We start from the raw sequence: 16,817 nt of genomic DNA, 5'->3' as shown, positions 1-16,817 counted from the left end.
CCCCTAGGGGACGCCATTTGCGGGAATAGCTCAGTTGGTAGAGCACGACCTTGCCAAGGTCGGGGTCGCGAGTTCGAGTCTCGTTTCCCGCTCCATATTCGACAAAAACGCCGATCAGCAATGATCGGCGTTTTTGTTTGTGCGTGATTTGTGCGGAGACGCCGCAGGCCCGCTGCGGCAGCGTTCAATGCGCCGTCTGGGCCTCCTGCGCCGGCATGAAAAAACGCGCAAACAACTCGGACTGAGACTTGATGTTCAGTTTGTTGTAGAGGTTGCGACGGTGAACTTTGATGGTCTCTGCCGACAGGTTCAGCTTGCCGGCGATTTCTTTGTTGGAAAAACCGCTCAACAGCAACTTGAGCACATCTTTTTCGCGCGCAGTGATTTGTGTGCCCAGTTGCACGATGGCCTCTGACCAGGGTGGCGGTTCGTCCTGGCTTTTTTCCGCATCAGTCTCAAAGCACATGCGTTGATGCATCAACGCCATCACCCATGGCTTGATAATGTCCAGGGTCGCGATCTGCTGCGGGCTGTATCGCGCGTTGCTGCCAAATGAAATGCACAGCGTTCTGTCGGCGTCGAGTTGTACGTTGTACTGCACCTCATCCACGCTGATGTACTGGGCGAAATACTGGTGGTAATACTCGGTGGTCAGGAAGTGCTCCGGCGCAATGTCGGACAGATGAAAAAAGCCGCTCTGCGGGTTTTCGCGGTTGGCAATGTAGAACGGGTCGAGCAGGTACAGCCCTTTTACGTAGCGCTGGGTCAACGCGTCCACTTCGTCCGCATCGGCGACCTCAGTCACGCTGACCACCCGTACCTGGTGGTCGCTGAAGATCAGCACGACCCAGTTGTCGATCTGGACGTATTCCTTTAGCACGCGAACCAGTGAGCTCCAGAACGCCGGTCGGTTCAGTTGCATGATCAGCGTCCCGGCCGACCGATGCCAGGCCAGGTTGTGAAGGTCGAGCGACATGTACTACCCCTTTAGGGTTAGGCATTCATGGGGCTGGGCTAAGTACTTCTAGGTATTTACTAATCGGACGTGCCGAGTATATTCACCCCTCAGCGGATGAAGGCCATGATGGCCTGTCGTTTTTGACAAGGATAGCGATATGAGTCAACCCCATTTGCGCGCCATGTTCATGGCGGCGCTGGTCTGTGTTGGCGCGAGCGCGCCGGTCTCGGCGGCCGAACCCCGGGTCAACCTCTACAACTGGTTCGGGCTGATCGCCCCGGAAACACCCAAGGAATTCGAGCAGAAAACCGGCACCCGGATGCACATGGATGCCTTCGACAGTGCCGAGATCATGCAGAGCAAAGTCATGGCCGGGCGTACCGGGTATGACGTGGTCGTCGCCACGTCGAATGTCTTGCCCAGCCTGATCAAGGCTGGCGTACTGGCGCCGCTGGACCGCTCTCAACTGAGCAACTTCTCGCATATCGATCCGGAGATGCTGGCGCTGCTCTCCGCCAATGACCCGGGTAATCGCTACGCCGTGCCCTACCTGTGGGGCACCACCGGCATTGGTTACGACGTGGATAAGGTCAAGGCCGCCCTGGGCGAGAATGCCCCGGTAGACAGCTGGGACCTGATCTTCAAGGAAGAGAACATCAGCAAGCTCAAGTCGTGTGGCGTGGCGATGCTCGATTCCCCGAGTGAAATCATTTCGATCGCCTTGCATTATCTCGGGCTGCCCAGCAACAGCCAGAACCCTGAGGATTACCAGAAAGCCCAGGCGCTGCTGCTGAAGATCCGCCCTTACGTCCTTTACTTTGATTCATCCAGGACGGATGCCGACTTTGCCGATGGCAACATCTGTGTGGTGGTGGGCTGGGCGAGCGGGGCGCTGACGGCACAGGCCATCAATGAAAAAAACAACACCGGGCGCAAGATTGCCTACAGCCTGCCGCGCGAGGGCGGGTTGGTGTGGTCGGAAAACTTCGTGCTGCTCAAGGATGCGCCGCATGCCAGGCAGGGTCTGGCGTTTATCAACTACATGCTTGAGCCGCAAGTGATTGCCAAGAGTTCCAACCACACGCTGTACCCCAACGCCAACAAGGACGCTACCGAGTTGGTCGAGCAGAAGCTGCGCGACAACCCCTGGATTTATCCGTCCAAAGAGACCATTGCCACACTGGTTCCCCTTGAACCGCTGCCCTTGAAGTTGGAGCGAATCCGCACGCGTGTGTGGACCAAAGTGAAGAGCGGCACGTGACCGGCTGAATGACCAGGCATGCCGGGCTGTTGCAGGCGTGCCGTTGAAGGAGATCAATCATGGGCCAAGCGGAATATCAGCGCGACGTGAAGTCGGACGATGACGAGGCGTACACGCAAATCGAAGAACAGATCGGCCACTGTACGCCCGAACAAGCCTGGGCCATGTATTACGTCTCGACGGGCATGGTGCGTGAGTACATTACACGGGCGGTGATGGAGCATATTGGCCGGGGCAACCGGGCGCTGCTGCTGGAGTTCCCGGAACTGGCCCGGGCCGAAGAGAAATCCCGCTTCCTGCTGCCGCTCTAACCGCATGCCGATCAGCGATGATCGGCATTTTTGTGTGCGCACAGGTTCACCGCTTTGGCCAGGCGCACCGTGGCCTCACGGATTTCCGCCTGATTGAGTGAGGCAAAGCCCAGGCGCAACGCATTTTCCGGCTGGTCCATGGGCGAAAATTGCCGACCACTGCGTACGACCAGCCCATGGTCCAATGCGGTGGCCACCATCTGCTCGACGTTTATCCTTTCGTCAAAACGCACCCACAGCGCCAGCCCGCCTTCGGGTTCGCGCACCATGATCCGATCACCGAATGCCGCATGCAAACAGCCCTGCAAGGTTTCGCGGCGGGCGCGGTATTCCTTGGATACCCGACGCAGGTGTTTCTTCAACTCACCCGCGTTGATCAGGTCCGCGAGCATCTTCTGCGCCACCGCGTCGGCATCGCCCAGCATCAACGCAGCGTTGCCGTGCAGGGCTTCAATGACGGGTGTGGGAGCCACCACATAGCTGCAGCGAAACGTCGAACCGAGCGCCTTGGACAGCGAGCCGACGTAGAGCACATGGCGCTGTGAACGGTCGCTGGCCAGCGGCAGGTAAGGTCGCCCGTTGAAGTGATATTCGTGATCGTAATCTTCTTCGATGATGCAGAAGTCATGCAGTGCCGCCAATGCCAGCAGCTGTTGCCGACGCGCTGCGTGCAGGCTCACGGTGGTGGGGAATTGGTGGTGCGGCGTGAGATAGATCATCCGCACCTTGTGCTCGCGGCACAGACGATCGATCTGGTCCGTGCGGCAGCCTTCGTCGTCGACATCCACGGTGACCAACTGCGCGCCCAGCTTGCGGAAAATCTCCCAGGCCGGCGGGTAGCTCAGGCGTTCCACCAGCACCACGTCGCCAGGTTTGAGCAGCAGGCTGGCGCTCAGGTACAGCGACATCTGGGTGCCTTGGGTCAGGCAGATATTCTCGGCGCTGACCGTCAGCCCGCGGTTGTTGCGCAGCATTTCGGCCAGGGCGCAGCGCAACTCATAGCCGGTGCCCTCACTGCCATAGCGCACCGTATTGGAGGCGAAGCTGTTGCGCAGGGCATTGCGGTAGTGGCGGTGCAGCACGGCTTGGGGCAGCAGGCGGTGGTCACTGGTGCCGTTGTCGAAAAACAGTGCGCCACGCCGATGTTGCAGTGCCGTCGCCTGGGCGTTCTGGGTGAAGTACGGCGCGTTCGCCTGGGCCAGGACGGGCGGTGCGAAGGACGGTTGCGCGCGATTCGGCAATGGCTTGGGCGCCAATTGCGCATTGACGAAGGTCCCGCGTCGCGGCTCGCTGACCAGCCAGCCTTTGGTCATGGCTTCTTCGTAGGCCAGGATCACGGTCTTGCGGTTGACGTCGAGCAATTGCGCCATTTCCCGCGTGCCCGGCAGCAAGGTGCCGGGCGGCAAGCGACCCTCGACGATTGCCGTCACCAGGCCTTCGGCGATCTTGCGGTAGGACGCCTGGCTGGCGCTCTCGTCCAGCTTGAGCAGCGGCCGCCATTTACGCATCTGGACCATCTGAAGTATCCAAAACTGGAGGTTTTAATGGGCCTAGTCTAGCGCAACAATCAAGCCTCACTCACCCCCGAGGTTGTTATGAATACACGTCATGTCATCGAACTGTCCCCCTCGGGGAAAACCTTTGAGGCCGGTGATGAGCTGTTGCTCGATGCGATGCTCGCCAGTGGCCTGTCCGTGCCGTTTTCCTGTCGGCGCGGTGCCTGTGGATCGTGCAAGGTGGTAGTCGCAGAAGGGCAGTACCGGGCCAGGCAGTTGGCGCCGAACGCCCCCGCGCCGTGCTATCCATTGGCGGCTAATGAAATGTTGTTGTGCCAGAGCCACGCCTGCGGCGATATGCGCCTGGAAATTCCCGGCTGGTCCCTGGACACCCCCGCGCTGAGTGTCGAGGCGCAAGTGCTGAGCAAGTGCGCATTGAGCCCTGACATCATTGAGCTGGTGCTGATGCCGGACCTGCCATTGGCGGTGCGTGCCGGCCAGTACCTCAAGTTCCGTCTGGTCGACGGTGACTCGCGGTGTTTCTCGATCGCCAACCTGCCGGCCGAAGATGACGGGCGCCTGGTCTTTCAGATTCGCCAGGTGCGCGGCGGGCTGTTTTCCGAGGCTGTTCTGGGCGACCTGGAGGCCGGCGACGTGCTGCAACTGGAGGGGCCTTTTGGTGCCTGCACCTGGCAGGACGTGGATGACAGCCCCGTGGTCCTGTTCGCCACGGGCACCGGCTATGCCGGCATCAAACCAATCCTGTTGAGCGCCTTGAAGCGCAATGTCGAAGTGACGTTGTACTGGGGCGGCGCGCAACCGTCAGACTTCTATGACCGCGTGTTCCTGGACCAGTCCGTCATCGATCACCCGCGTTTTCACTGGCACCCGGTGCTGGCTTCGCAGGGGCGCGTGCAGGACGTTGCGCTGGGTCATGGGCATCACTGGCAAGTCGCCCAGGTGTACGCGTGCGGCAACGGCGCAATGATCCGCCAGGTCCGCGAGCAGTGCCTCGACGCGGGCTTGCCGGCTCACCGGTTTGTCGCCGAAGCCTTTGTGCCCAGTGGTGGCGCAGGCACGCAAGCGCCTACACCTGCGTTCGATCCGATCTGGGAAAAGGTCGGCCCCCGTTACTCGTTTGACGGCATGCTGGCGGCCCGTGACCAATCCATCCGCGCCCTGGCGGCCATTGCCAGCCGACTGCGGGTAGGCATGACCACCGGCGAAGCCCTCGAGATGGCCACCGAACAACTGCAGGCCATGGGCGCATCGCACACCTGGCACCCGACCTATATTCGCTTTGGCGCCGACACGGTCCGCCCACCCCGCGAAGGGGTCGACCGCCAGCGCAGGCTGCGCGCCAGCGATATCGTCGTGGTTGATTTGGGCCCGGTGTGGGACGGCTATGAAGGCGACTACGGCGATACCTTTGTGTTCGGTGACGCGCCGCTGCACCTGGCGTGCACGACCGCGCTGCACGAGGTGTTCGACGAGACCCGCGACGCCTGGTTGCGAGGCCTCACCGGTCGAGAGCTGTATGATTTCGCCGAGCAGAGCGCCGTGGCAAAAGGCTGGAGGCTGGCGCGCAACCTTGCGGGGCATCGCCTGGCGGATTTCCCCCACGCGTTGTTCGAGAACAAGGAACTGGCGGATCTGGACATCCCACCGAGTGAAATGGCCTGGGTGCTGGAAATCCAGCTGTGCCATCCCACGGAACCGGTCGGTGGTTTTTTCGAGGATATGTTGAGGCTGCAAGCCTGAGGAGCCCGCCGTTGCGGCGGGCTCCTTTGCATCAGTGCTTTGGGCTCAGAGCTTCGGCAGTTGGCCGATACGGCCCATCATTTCGGTGACGATCTGCAGGTCGAGCAGGAACTGGTCGACGGTCTTGAACTCGCCGTCGGTGTGCCCGGTGTATTTGACTTCCGGGCGCGCCAGGCCGAATTGCACGCCGTTGGGCAGTTCATGCACAGAGGTTGCGCCGGCGGAGGTGCCGAACTTGTGCTCCATGCCGAGGTTTTCCGTGGCGACTGCCAGCAGTGCCTTGACCCATTCACCTTCCGGGTTGCGGTACATCGGCTCGGCCACCGAGTAGGTGAAGTCCACCTTGACCTTGGCTTTCTTGTCCCAGGCGCTCAGCTTGTCGGCGATCTCGGCCTTGAGTTTCTCCGGCGACTTGCCCTTCGGCACCCGCAGGTTCACCGCCAGCTTGAAGGCTTTTTCATCCAGGCCGACAAAAGTCAGCGAGGTAGTCAGTGGCCCCATGAACTCGTCGGAGAAGCCCACGCCCAACTTGCTACCCAGGTAGTCCAGGCCCCAGTTGTCGGAGGCATACCGCGCCGCGTCTGTGATGTGGTTGTGCTTGAGGGCGATCTTGCCGTCGACGCTGTGGATCAGCTCCAGCATGCGCGCCACCGGGTTGACCCCGGACTCCGGCTCGGAGGAGTGAGCGGACACGCCGGTGACGGTCAGCTTGACGTCTTTGCCGTCGACCTTGGCGGCCACTTCAAAATCGCCGCCGTTGCGCTTGGCGTATTCGCTGCCGGCCTTTTGCAGGCTGGCGGCCAACTCGGCAGGCTTGTCGCTGACGAAGGTCGCCACCGATGCCGACGGAATCTGGTTGGTGGCCATGCCGCCGGTCATCGCGATGATTTCCGCGCCTTTGCCTTCACCCTTGCGGCGCGGGAAGGTTGCCATCACCGTGCCGTAGCCTTTCTCGGCAATCACCACCGGGTAGCCGCCATCCAGCGCCAGGTTGTATTGCGGTGTCGGGTTCTTTTGGAAGTAGTAAGGGATCGCGTCGCCGGAGGTTTCTTCGGTGGTGTCGACCAGCAGCTTGAAATTGCGCGCCAGTGGCAGCTTTTCTTCCTTGATCACCTTCATGGCATACATCGCCACGACGATGCCGTTCTTGTCATCTTCGGTGCCACGGCCATACATGCGGTTGCCGATCAGGGTGACCTTGAACGGGTCGAGTTTGGTGCCATCTTTGAGCACCCAATTTTCCGGCGTCACCGGCACCACATCGGCGTGGGCGTGGATACCGACGACTTCGTCGCCACTGCCTTCCAGGGAAATTTCGTACACGCGGTTGTCGATGTTGCGGAAGTTCAGGTTAAAGGCCTTGGCCAGGTCCTGGAGCTTGCCGGCGATCTTGATGAATTCCGGGTTCTTGTACTGCGGCAGGCCATCCACGTTGAAGGTCGGGATTTCCACCAGCTCGCGCAGGGTTTCGGGGGCGGCTTTGCCGTACTTCACCCGGGTGTAGATGCCCAGCAGGCGATTGATTTCGTTCTGCTGGTCGGCGCTCAGGGTTTTGTTGTCGAGAAAGGCACTGATTGCCGGGCCGACGTCGCTGGTCTTGCCCAGGTCGCCTTTAGCCAGCGCGCCGAGGAAACCGCGAAAATCGGTGACGGACGTTTCGTTGAAGTTCTTGAGAATCGCCGTGCTTTGCTCGGGCGTGATGTTGGCGAAGGCGGGGCAGGTAACAGCCGAAAGGCTCGCCGCAAACAGGGTGGCAGCCGCCAATTGCTTGAGTGGAAAGTGCATGGAGAGACGCATTCCTTTGCAGGTAGTAAGTAGGAGGTTTCTGATCGATCTGTCAGAAACATTTCCACACACTAACACTGTGAAGGCGTGAGATGGGAGGTGCGGATCAGTGAAATGTCCTACTTCAATAAGAAAACGCCGCGCGTTGATGAGCGGCGTTTTGCGGGTTCAGCGAGGAGTCAGATACAAGGTTTGCTTGAATGTACCGTCGGGCATGGGTTCGGAAGTCATATGGCCAGTGAAGCCGGCATACTTGCCGGTACTGCCCAGGAGTGCGACGGTGGATAAGCCGGTTTCGTACTCCTGTCCGCCGACGACAAGGGTGCCCGTGATCTGCCCGGCGGTATCCACGAACATCAGTGTCCATTGGCATTGGCTGTGAACGCCAGGCTGCGTGGTGACGCAATAGCCATTGTTGTGTCCGATGTCCTGGCGATCCTGATCCATCAGGGGTTGAGCGAAGACAAACAGGTCGCCTTGGGAAGGCCCCGGTGCGCCAGTATCCACGGGCGTCTTGAGGCCCCGTGTACCGTCGGCAAAGGTCACCAGAGTGAGTGTTGGCGGGCTGTTGACGCAGGCGCTGAGTGGAATAAGCAGAAGCAATGTACACAAGGTGCGAAAGGGTGCGGTTTTCATGGCAATGCTCTCATGTCAGTGGGCTCCAGCCGCAGCACCGCTAAAGCTGCGTCCGGAGCCTGAGAAGGCTAGCTGCCAATCTCAAGAATTCAAATGTCCGCAACTGATGGTGTATTACAAAGTACCCGGGTGCGCAGCCGCGTATTCAGCTGTCACATCCAATGCCTTGGCATATGGCCCATCCCACAGCTGCTCATGCAACTCCCCGACACGCCTGGCCATCGCTTCGTTGCGCATCACCACTTCCAGGTTGCGCGAATTATCCAGGTAGCCACCCAGCCAATTGCTGGTGCCGACCCACGCAACCTGGCCGTCGATCTCCATGGTCTTGCTGTGGATCACCCGCGCGTAAGGAATGAATCCCTGCCTGGCCTCGGGCAGGGTGACGATCTTGATCTGCACGTTGGGCAGCACCGCCAGGCTCTTGAGGTAGGGCAGTTCCAGCTTGTCGGTGTTCCAGTTGGACACCATCAGCTTGATCGACACCCCACGCGCCGCCGCCGCGCGCACGGCGTTGTCGATCACCGCGTAGTACGGACGGGTCTTGTCCGGTCCGTAGGACAACGGTGCGTAGTCCAGCAGTTGCACGCGCACTTCCTGTTTGGCTTCACTCAACAAACGCGGCAGTTCCAGCTGCGAGTCGCCCACGCCGCGCGGGTTGTAGCGCTGCGGGCTGGCGACCAGGTAGTTGCCGGTGCGCGGTGGTTCTTTACCCACGACGGGCAGTGGCACCGGCTGGTTGTCGGCCAAGGCCTGCTGGGCTTTCCAGTCTTGTTCGAAGATGGCCTGCACCTGCCCCACGACCGTCGGATCAGTGATGCGCAGGCCGGTTTCGTGGATGTGCTCCAGCGAGCGCCAATCGAAATTCTGGCTGCCGACAAACGCCTGCTTGCCATCCACCACCAGGTACTTGGCGTGGATGATCCCGCCGCTTACACGGGCGTAGGGCAAGACGCGAAAGGTCAGGTTGGGGATCGCGCGCAGGCGTTCCAGGGTGGAGGCCTCCGACAACTTGATGCCTTTTTCTTCGAGCAAAAAGCGAATCTTCACACCGCGTTTGCCGGCGGCTTCCAGGCGCTCGATCACACGGTCCATCACCGAGCCGGGGTGATCGGCGGCGTAGAACTGGCCGATATCGATGCGGCTTTTGGCGCCGTCGAACAGTTCACTCCATACCGGGCCGGGCTGGCGCAGGTCGTCGGTGCCGAGGGCGGTGTCCACCGGTACGGTGTGTACCAGTTCAAACCCCGGAATCGAAAAGTCCGCCTGGGCCAGCGGACTGAGGAGCAAGCCGGCAAGGCCGGCGATACGCAATTTCAAGGAGACGGACATAACACTCTCTTCACTGATGTAGTGAGCGGGCTTGCCCCGCGCTGGGTGGCGCAGCCGCCCCAAACAGTCCACCGCGTTGTCCCAGAAAGACCGAGGTGCCTGGATATGGGGTGGCTGCGCCACCCAACGCGGGGCAAGCCCGCTCACCACAGGTTTATGCGGTGCGGCTATGCAACGGCGTCGGTACCCGATGCGGCACTTCACTCTGCACGCGGGCACCGGTGGCGGCGCGGATCAGCAGGATTTTCAGCTGGTCGTTGATGCGCTCCAGGCGGTCCTGGAAGAAGTTGTGGAACACCACGCAAAACAGTGCGATGGCGATCCCCAGGCCGGTGGCGAACAGGGCCGTACCGATGCCACCGGAGATCTGGCCCGGGTCCGACACGCCTGCCGTCGCCAACGCCTTGAAGGTGTCGATGATGCCGAGGATGGTACCCAGCAAACCCAACAGCGGCGCGGCGGTGGTGATGGTTTCGATGATCCACAGGCTGCGGGCCAGCGGCGCGCGGGTGGTCAGGTACTGGGTCTCGATGACGTCATCCAGGTCCTTGCGCGAGCCGTTCGACGCCTTCTGTGCCAGCACCGGCAGCACCATGCTCAACGGCAGGCTGTCGCGACGGGTCAGGCTCTCCGGCAGGTCGCGTTCGCTGTGCACGTTGGCGCCGAGCACTTCGGTGAGTGCATGGGCCTGGCGGCGTACATACGCGAAGTAAATCCCGCGCTCGATGGTGATGAAGATCGCGATGGCCATCGCGGCATACATCACATAGAAGGTGATGTCGTGGAGCAGGTTCATGTCCATGTTCACTTACCTCGCAATTAGAAATTGGCTTCCAGGGAAACCGTCACGGTGCGTTCCAGGCCCACGATGTAGGCCGGGTCGCCGTCACGGAAACCGCCGTAGGTGGCCGCGTTGGTCTTGGTGGTGTACACGCCGTCCAGGTACTTCTTGTCGAACAGGTTGTCGACGTTCAGGCGCAGGGTCGCGTCCTTGACCACTTTCTTGTCCACCGGCAGGTAGATACCGGCGCCGGCGTTGAATACGGTGCGCCCGGAGATGGCTTCGTCGTTGGTCAAATCGCCGTAGAGCTTGCTGGTGTACTTGCCGCCGAAGGTGCCGTAGAAGCGGCCGTCGTCGTAGCCGATGTTGGCGGCCAGCATGTTTTTCGGCACGTTGGCGAACTGCTTGCCGCTGGTGGGCAGTACGATCGCTTTGCCAGCGTTGTACACGGTCAAGTCGTCTTGCTGCTCGGCCTTGGTGTAGGTGTAGGAGGTGTAGTAGTTGAAGTGATTGGGCAACAGGCCGCTCCACTCCAGTTCCAGGCCGCTGTTGTTGACGGAGCCGGCGTTGATGTCGGCGAAGTCGCCGTTGATATCGCGCGACGACACCTGGCGATCCTTGAACTGCATGTAGAACAAGGTGGCGGCCACGGTCATGTCTTCATCGGTGTAGCGCCAGCCCAGTTCGTGGTTCCAGCTGGTTTCCGGCTTGGCGTCGATGGAGCCTGCGCCCTTGTCGTACAGCACGTAGTTCTGCGGGATGCGCATGTTGCGCGACAGGCTGTAGAACACCTGGTCGCGTTCATCCACCTGGTATTTGAGGCCGGCGTTGGGCAGCAGTTTGTTGTAGGTCTGGTTACGTTTTTCTGCTTGCTCGGTGAGGCTGCCATGGTTGGTGCCGTCACGCTTGACGTTCATATAGGCCAGGCCGCCGATCAGGGTCCAGTCCGAGTTGATGTACCAAGTGTCCTGGGCCCAGACCTTTTGCGCTGGGGTGATGGTGAAGCGGTCGCGGCCCTGGATGGTGTTGCCATTGGCATCCACCACCGCCTCGTTGGAATCCGGCCAGGTGTCGACCGGCTTGCCACTGGCCTTGAGCGGAATGAACGGCTGGGTCTGGCTCTGGCGTGCGCGCTCGTACCAGTAGCCCACTTGCAGGCTGTGATCGCCCAGGTCCCAGTTAAGCTTGGTGGTGATGCCCGGACGCCAGGTCTGGGTGCGTGAAGGGCGATAGTACACGCCGCTGTTCGGGGTGCCGTCGGCGTTGTATTGAGCGCCGGTGGGCAGGTTGCCCAGGTCGAACACGCCGCCCTGGTTCGAGCCGCGGTTCAGGGCGTAGCTGGACGAGCCAACGCCGCTGCCGTTACCCCAGTAGTAATACGGGATCACCGACAGCGCGAGGTTGTCGGCCAGTTTGAATTGGGTGTTGAGCACCGCGGTAAACGTCTGGAACGGGTTCTGCGCCAGGGCGTAGTAGCTGTTGTACTTGCCGTTGCTGCCCACGGTGGGGGTAGCGGGGTAAGGGTCGTATTTGCGGCCGTTCTGCTGGAACTGGGCCTTGGTCAGTTGGCTGTAACTGTTGTTGTCCTGCTCGTGGTATTTGAGGATCAGGTTGGTGGTGTTGCCATCGCCGGCGTCGAAGAAGCTGTTCCACTCGACCTTGTCCGCGCGCACGGCACCCGAACCGCGCCACATCTGGCCTTCGGTATGGGAGGCCGACAGCCAGTTGCTCAGGCCGTTGATCTCGCCGGTGTTGAGGCGGGCGAAGGTCTTGCGGGTGGCGTTGCTGCCCATGATCTGTTTGACGAACGCACCGGTTTCCTTGGTCGGGCGAATGGTCACGATACCGATGTTGCCGCCGCTGGAGCCGATGTGCGGGCCGTCGGCTTCCGAAGAGCCCTGGGTGACGAAGATCTGCTCGATGTTTTCCGGGTCGCCCAGCAGGTTGGAGTACAACGCGTAGTTGCCGGAGTCGTTGATCGGCATGCCGTCCACCGACATCCCCACCTGGTCGGAGTTGAGGCCGCGCATGGTAAAGCGAAAGCCTGACAGACCGGTGTTGTCTTCGCTGGAAATGTTCAAGCCCGGGGTGTACTTGAGCTTGTCCACGGCGTTGCCGGTGGCGGTCTGTTTATCCAGCGCTTCCTTGGTCACGGTGGAGCGGCCCTTGATGCTTTCTTCCTGCACCATGTAGCCGCCACCTGCCGTGGCCTTGCCCTGAACCCCAATGGTCCCGACGTCACTGTCACTGGTATCGGCCATGACCATTCCATGGCCCATGCTTGCGGCAACAAGTGCCAGATGAATCCGTGTGAACCTCATCTCTGTCGTCCTGGTGTCGGGTGCTTATTGCACGCTGTAGTTGAAGGTGGCGGTGAAGCGCTGCTCATTGCGGCCCCCGAAGGCTTGCTCGGGGAACGGCTTGACTTGCTTGATGCGACGCAAGCTGTTGGTGGCGGCCCGGTTGAGCAACATGCTCGAGGCCTGGGTTTGCAAGCCGGAGTCGAGAACCCGACCCTGGCGGTCGACCAGCAACCACACCACCACTTCGCCGCTCGGGCGTTCGAGGGAGGCCTGGCGCCCGGTGGGGTACTGTTTGTAGGTGTCCAACTCGTTGCGCAGCCCCTTGAGGTAACTGCCTTCCAGCGCTTGGCCGTCGACCTTGGGAGGGGCGGGCGGCGCGGGTGTCGGCGCGGCCTGGGCCACGGCTGCAGGCGTCGGTTTGGCGGCGACCGGTGGCGGCGTCGGCGCAGGCGTTGGCTTGGCCACCACGGGTTTGGGCACGGGCTTGGGTTTGGGCTCAGGCTTGGGTTTTGGCAGCGGCTTGGGTGGTGGCGCCGGCGGGGCCGGCTCGGCCTCTTCATCCTCGATCACCGGCAGTGGCGGCTCTTGTTCCACCACCGGTTCCGGGATCACCTCCGGCTCCGGTTCGACCAGCGCCAGCTCGACGGCGGACTCGTCATACACCGGTTCGACCTTCAAGGTCTGGGACTGGATACCCAGTGCAATCAGCACCAGGGCGATCAGGGCCGGGACGCTGCCCAGCAGCTGACGCGCACGAAACAATACGTACATGATCAGGACTTACGCGTGGCAATGGACACGGAGGTAAAGCCACCCAGACGCAGGGTGTCCATCACCTCCACCAGGCGCGAAACCTCGACGCCTTTGTCGCTGTTCACGATGATGGTCGACTTGGTGTCAGGCTTTTCGGCCGCTTTCAACGCCGGCACCAGCCCATCGACCGTGAGGTCCTTGCCGTCCAGTTGCAACTGGCCTTCCAGGCCCAGGGTCAGGATGAATTTGTTCTGCGGCTTGAGCTGCTGCGAACTGCTGGCGCTCGGCAGTTGGGTCTTCATGCCGAGGGCCGGAATCACGTTCAGGCTCACGAGTACGAAAAACACCAGGAGGAACATCATCACGTCGATCATCGGGATCAGTTCGATGTGCGCCTTGCGTTTTTTCGGTTCGTCCCAGGTTCTCATTCCGCTACCCCGTTATTGAATTAGGGGCGACACGCTAACAACCAAAAATGACCGATTGGTTAACTTTAATTGACGTTTTGAGGGCTCTAGGACGGGTATTACAGGCGACTCTTGAGTCATTTTCGTGACGTAACAGAATTGAAACCCGACAGGGGCATTCTCAAAAACTTTACATCGAGGGCCCCCGAAGATGAGTAGCGAATTGCCATGTCTTTCCACTCCGCGACTTCTATTGAAAGCACTGGAAAAGCACCAGGCCGAGACGTTGTGCACCCTCGCCAACGGGCCGAAGATCGCCGATAACACGGCGAGCATTCCGTCGCCCTATACCCTGCAAACGGCGCAGGGTTTTATCGACGGCATGCAGGAGAAATTTCGCTCGGTGGGGTTGTTGAGCCTGGGCGTGCATGTGCGCGACAGCGGCGAACTGATCGGCATCGCCAGCCTGCGCATCAATGCGGCTCATCACTATGGGCACCTTGGCGGCTGGACGGCGGCGGATGCACGTAACCTGGGGTATGCGACCGAGGCGGCGACCGCGCTGATGGACTACGGCTTTGGCGAACTGGGCCTACACCGTGTGGGCAGCCAATGTTTCAGTCGCAACAAGGAATCGGCGCGGGTCATGGAGAAAATCGGTCTGCAGTACGAAGGCTGCCTGCGCGGGGCGTTCCTCAAGAATGGGGTGCATGAAGACATGCTGGTGTTCGCCACCCTGCGTGAGGATTGGGAGTTTCGGCTGTGAGGGGTGACGTCGATCACGGCCGGCGGCGGGTCCTCGCCGGGGTGGACTACCCGTTCACTTTGGGCGTGGCCTCCGGCGATCCATTGCCTGACGGGTTTGTGATCTGGACGCGCCTGGCGCCGCTGTTCAATGCTGGCGATGGCCGGGGTGGCTTGAGCCGCCCGGTGCCGGTGCGTTGGCGGGTTGCCCACGATGCGGCGATGACCCGCGTGGTGCGCCAGGGCGAGGTCATGGCCAGCGAGCGCTGGGGGCATTCGGTGCATGTGGAGGTGGCGGGCCTGGAGCCGGGCAGGTCGTACTGGTACCAGTTCGAAGGGCTCGGCGCGCAAAGTCCGGTGGGGCAGTCGCGCACGGCACCGGCGGTGCATGCCATGGTGTCGGCACGCTTGGGGTTTGTCTCGTGCTCCCATTGGGAGCGTGGCTATTTCAGTGCGTATCGCCACTTGGCGCAGGAGCAACCCGACCTGGTGTTTTTTCTCGGGGACTACATCTACGACAGTTCCTACGCAGCGGACTCGGGCAAGATCATTCGTCCCCATGGCAGCGGCAACGCGGTGAGCCTCAGCGACTACCGCAACCGCTATGCCTTGTACAAAACCGATCCGGATCTACAGGCCCTGCACGCTGCTGCACCGAGCGTGGCGACCTGGGACGATCACGAAGTGCAGAATGATTACGCCAATCGCTGGTCCCAGGACCCGAAGATCCCGGTGGGGCAGTTTCTGCAGCAACGGGCGGCGGCGTACCAGGCCTTTTATGAGCACATGCCGCTGCGTGCCAGTAGCTTGCCGAAAGGGCCGGACATGCGCATTTATCGGCGTATGGATTACGGCCGGTTGGCCCGTTTCCACGTGCTGGACGGTCGACAGTACCGCTCCGAACAACCGTGCGTCCTGGCCAATGGCAGCCACCAGGGGCATATCGCCGATAACCTCTGCCACGACTTGCGCGACCCTGCCCGCACCCTGCTCGGCTGGCAGCAAGAAGCCTGGCTGGACCAGGGCTTTGCCCAATCGAAGGCACAGTGGAACATCATCGCCCAGGACTTGCTGGTGGCGCCGTTGACCCAGCGCGACCTGACCAACCACAAGCCGGGGCGCTGGACCGATGGCTGGGATGGCTACATGGCCAATCGTTCGCGGATGCTGGCTTCCCTCGAGCGCAACCGGGTCAACAATCCGGTGTTCTGGGGCGGCGATATCCATTCGTTCTGGGTGACGGACTTGCATGCCGATGGCAACAACCCGGATTCGCCGGTGGTCGCCACGGAGTTCGTCGGTACGTCGGTGACGTCCGACGGGCCGCCGTTTGAGGCGTTCAGCAAGATCCTGCCGCTTAACCCCCATGTGAAATTCTTTGACAGTCGCCAGCGGGGGTATGTGTCGGTGGAGGTGGAGGCGGGCAGGATGCTCACGCACTTGCGCGTGATTACCGACCCGCGTGATCCGGCGGCCAGGGTGTCGACGCTGAAGTCGTTTGTGGTGGAGTCGGGGCGGGCGGGGGCGGTTGAGGTGTAGGGAAGTTTGTTCTGACAAGCCGATTTTCTGTGGTGAGCGGGCTTGCCACAACAGGCCCGCTCGCCACAAGGGTGAATGCGGCTGGTTCAGGTGATTTCGTAGCGTACCGACAACGCGCCCTTTTTCTCCGATAACGCCAGGATGGTGACCCGACCCAGTTCACCCAAGGTCTGCACATGAGTACCCCCACAGGCATACGCAGGCAACTGGCCAAAGCCGACCTGGCGGGTACCGTCTTCCAGGTTCATATGGCGCGGGTAGTCCGCGGCGATCCATTGGTTGACCTGTTGCTGGATCGTCTCGGCGTCCATGCTCTGCGCGGCTTCACCACGGATAAAGGTGATCTTGCCTTCGCCTGGCCAGTGATGAGCCTTGATGGGCATCCAGCCCAGGGTCTCGCCCACGTTGCCGATCAAGTGCCCGGCGGAATGCAGACGGGTGTGCAACGCCCGGCGCTGTTCATCGACCCGTGCGGTGGCGGGGCCCGGCGCCAGCGGGCGGTCGACGTAATGCACCACATGATCGGCTTCCTGGGTCACGCGCAGCACGCTGCTTTCACCGAGCCAACCGGTATCGAAAGGTTGCCCGCCGCCCTGTGGATGAAAAATCGTCGACTGCAGGATCACCGCGAACTGGTCTTCGTGGGGCGTGCAACTCAGCACCTCCAGTTCGGCAGTCAGGTGGTCGTGGGTGAAAAACAGGCGTTCGGTCATGATCTACATCCGCATCAGGGTTCTGCGGGCAGTATAA

General features: G+C 61.2%; 15 protein-coding genes and 1 tRNA gene. 6 read left to right on the top strand and 10 right to left on the bottom strand.

Features of this window, described 5'->3' with window-relative positions; all coding sequences use genetic code 11:
- Window positions 1-19 precede the first annotated feature (19 nt).
- Window positions 20-95 (top strand) — tRNA-Gly (locus BMX59_RS15475).
- An 89-nt stretch (window positions 96-184) separates the two neighbouring features.
- Here the strand turns inward: BMX59_RS15475 and BMX59_RS15470 are convergent.
- The gene (locus BMX59_RS15470; protein ID WP_071492228.1) at window positions 185-976 is read right to left on the bottom strand and encodes a response regulator transcription factor; all 792 of its coding nucleotides are present in this window, start codon (window positions 974-976) and stop codon (window positions 185-187) included.
- A gap of 139 nt (window positions 977-1,115) precedes the next feature.
- Here BMX59_RS15470 and BMX59_RS15465 point away from each other — a divergent pair, with 139 nt between their 5' ends.
- Together BMX59_RS15465 and BMX59_RS15460 are read left to right on the top strand one after the other, a co-directional pair.
- Window positions 1,116-2,219 (top strand): polyamine ABC transporter substrate-binding protein, encoded by a 1,104-nt coding sequence (locus BMX59_RS15465; protein WP_093123092.1) that lies wholly within the window; start codon window positions 1,116-1,118, stop codon window positions 2,217-2,219.
- 59 nt (window positions 2,220-2,278) lie between these two features.
- Complete coding sequence (locus BMX59_RS15460) at window positions 2,279-2,530, top strand: hypothetical protein (protein WP_071492230.1); 252 nt, start codon at window positions 2,279-2,281, stop codon at window positions 2,528-2,530.
- An 11-nt stretch (window positions 2,531-2,541) separates the two neighbouring features.
- Here the strand turns inward: BMX59_RS15460 and BMX59_RS15455 are convergent, their stop codons facing one another.
- The gene (locus tag BMX59_RS15455) at window positions 2,542-4,047 is read right to left on the bottom strand and encodes a MocR-like pyridoxine biosynthesis transcription factor PdxR (protein WP_093123089.1); all 1,506 of its coding nucleotides are present in this window, start codon (window positions 4,045-4,047) and stop codon (window positions 2,542-2,544) included.
- A 78-nt stretch (window positions 4,048-4,125) separates the two neighbouring features.
- Between BMX59_RS15455 and BMX59_RS15450 the strand changes: the two genes are divergently transcribed.
- Complete coding sequence (locus BMX59_RS15450) at window positions 4,126-5,787, top strand: M24 family metallopeptidase (RefSeq protein ID WP_093123087.1); 1,662 nt, start codon at window positions 4,126-4,128, stop codon at window positions 5,785-5,787.
- A 45-nt stretch (window positions 5,788-5,832) separates the two neighbouring features.
- Here BMX59_RS15450 and BMX59_RS15445 read toward each other — a convergent pair whose 3' ends face one another.
- The 7 genes from BMX59_RS15445 to BMX59_RS15415 form a co-directional block, all read right to left on the bottom strand.
- Window positions 5,833-7,572: a dipeptidase gene (locus BMX59_RS15445; RefSeq protein WP_093123084.1), complete on the bottom strand. Its 1,740-nt coding sequence runs from the start codon at window positions 7,570-7,572 to the stop codon at window positions 5,833-5,835.
- Between the two features lie 168 nt (window positions 7,573-7,740).
- On the bottom strand, window positions 7,741-8,208 hold the full coding sequence (locus BMX59_RS15440) for an allene oxide cyclase barrel-like domain-containing protein (protein ID WP_092247936.1): 468 nt from the start codon (window positions 8,206-8,208) through the stop codon (window positions 7,741-7,743).
- A 114-nt stretch (window positions 8,209-8,322) separates the two neighbouring features.
- The gene (locus BMX59_RS15435; protein ID WP_093123081.1) at window positions 8,323-9,540 is read right to left on the bottom strand and encodes a phospholipase D-like domain-containing protein; all 1,218 of its coding nucleotides are present in this window, start codon (window positions 9,538-9,540) and stop codon (window positions 8,323-8,325) included.
- Window positions 9,541-9,694: 154 nt separating this feature from the next.
- Window positions 9,695-10,342 (bottom strand): MotA/TolQ/ExbB proton channel family protein, encoded by a 648-nt coding sequence (locus BMX59_RS15430; RefSeq protein WP_092247942.1) that lies wholly within the window; start codon window positions 10,340-10,342, stop codon window positions 9,695-9,697.
- Between the two features lie 17 nt (window positions 10,343-10,359).
- Entirely contained in the window at window positions 10,360-12,642 is a 2,283-nt protein-coding gene (locus BMX59_RS15425) for a TonB-dependent receptor (RefSeq protein ID WP_093123077.1), read from the bottom strand.
- Window positions 12,643-12,666: 24 nt separating this feature from the next.
- Window positions 12,667-13,395 (bottom strand): energy transducer TonB family protein, encoded by a 729-nt coding sequence (locus BMX59_RS15420; RefSeq protein WP_093123074.1) that lies wholly within the window; start codon window positions 13,393-13,395, stop codon window positions 12,667-12,669.
- 2 nt (window positions 13,396-13,397) lie between these two features.
- Window positions 13,398-13,805 carry an ExbD/TolR family protein gene (locus BMX59_RS15415; RefSeq protein ID WP_071492239.1) on the bottom strand — a complete coding sequence of 136 codons (408 nt, stop codon included), beginning with the start codon at window positions 13,803-13,805 and terminating at the stop codon, window positions 13,398-13,400.
- 190 nt (window positions 13,806-13,995) lie between these two features.
- Between BMX59_RS15415 and BMX59_RS15410 the strand changes: the two genes are divergently transcribed.
- Entirely contained in the window at window positions 13,996-14,550 is a 555-nt protein-coding gene (locus BMX59_RS15410) for a GNAT family N-acetyltransferase (protein WP_093123071.1), read from the top strand.
- Window positions 14,547-16,067 carry an alkaline phosphatase D family protein gene (locus tag BMX59_RS15405; protein WP_256572967.1) on the top strand — a complete coding sequence of 507 codons (1,521 nt, stop codon included), beginning with the start codon at window positions 14,547-14,549 and terminating at the stop codon, window positions 16,065-16,067. The genes BMX59_RS15410 and BMX59_RS15405 overlap by 4 nt, the downstream gene beginning before the upstream one ends.
- A gap of 86 nt (window positions 16,068-16,153) precedes the next feature.
- Here the strand turns inward: BMX59_RS15405 and BMX59_RS15400 are convergent, their stop codons facing one another.
- On the bottom strand, window positions 16,154-16,780 hold the full coding sequence (locus BMX59_RS15400; RefSeq protein ID WP_093123064.1) for an alanyl-tRNA editing protein: 627 nt from the start codon (window positions 16,778-16,780) through the stop codon (window positions 16,154-16,156).
- Window positions 16,781-16,817 lie beyond the last annotated feature (37 nt).

This window comes from Pseudomonas sp. NFR09 (genome assembly GCF_900111535.1).
GTDB classification, from domain to species: domain Bacteria; phylum Pseudomonadota; class Gammaproteobacteria; order Pseudomonadales; family Pseudomonadaceae; genus Aquipseudomonas; species Aquipseudomonas extremorientalis.
Note: the sequence above shows the minus strand (reverse complement) of the source record. Positions and strands in the feature narration are given on the sequence as shown.

Bases quoted from the DNA above. Each gene is read 5' to 3' on its own strand.
- BMX59_RS15460 (WP_071492230.1), top strand. From the start codon at position 2,279: ATGGGCCAAGCGGAATATCAGCGCGACGTGAAGTCGGACGATGACGAG.
- BMX59_RS15425 (WP_093123077.1), bottom strand. From the start codon at position 12,642: ATGAGGTTCACACGGATTCATCTGGCACTTGTTGCCGCAAGCATGGGC.
- BMX59_RS15435 (WP_093123081.1), bottom strand. From the start codon at position 9,540: ATGTCCGTCTCCTTGAAATTGCGTATCGCCGGCCTTGCCGGCTTGCTC.
- BMX59_RS15415 (WP_071492239.1), bottom strand. From the start codon at position 13,805: ATGAGAACCTGGGACGAACCGAAAAAACGCAAGGCGCACATCGAACTG.
- BMX59_RS15450 (WP_093123087.1), top strand. From the start codon at position 4,126: ATGAATACACGTCATGTCATCGAACTGTCCCCCTCGGGGAAAACCTTT.
- BMX59_RS15420 (WP_093123074.1), bottom strand. From the start codon at position 13,395: ATGTACGTATTGTTTCGTGCGCGTCAGCTGCTGGGCAGCGTCCCGGCC.
- BMX59_RS15430 (WP_092247942.1), bottom strand. From the start codon at position 10,342: ATGGACATGAACCTGCTCCACGACATCACCTTCTATGTGATGTATGCC.
- BMX59_RS15465 (WP_093123092.1), top strand. From the start codon at position 1,116: ATGAGTCAACCCCATTTGCGCGCCATGTTCATGGCGGCGCTGGTCTGT.
- BMX59_RS15470 (WP_071492228.1), bottom strand. From the start codon at position 976: ATGTCGCTCGACCTTCACAACCTGGCCTGGCATCGGTCGGCCGGGACG.
- BMX59_RS15400 (WP_093123064.1), bottom strand. From the start codon at position 16,780: ATGACCGAACGCCTGTTTTTCACCCACGACCACCTGACTGCCGAACTG.
- BMX59_RS15440 (WP_092247936.1), bottom strand. From the start codon at position 8,208: ATGAAAACCGCACCCTTTCGCACCTTGTGTACATTGCTTCTGCTTATT.
- BMX59_RS15410 (WP_093123071.1), top strand. From the start codon at position 13,996: ATGAGTAGCGAATTGCCATGTCTTTCCACTCCGCGACTTCTATTGAAA.
- BMX59_RS15445 (WP_093123084.1), bottom strand. From the start codon at position 7,572: ATGCACTTTCCACTCAAGCAATTGGCGGCTGCCACCCTGTTTGCGGCG.
- BMX59_RS15455 (WP_093123089.1), bottom strand. From the start codon at position 4,047: ATGGTCCAGATGCGTAAATGGCGGCCGCTGCTCAAGCTGGACGAGAGC.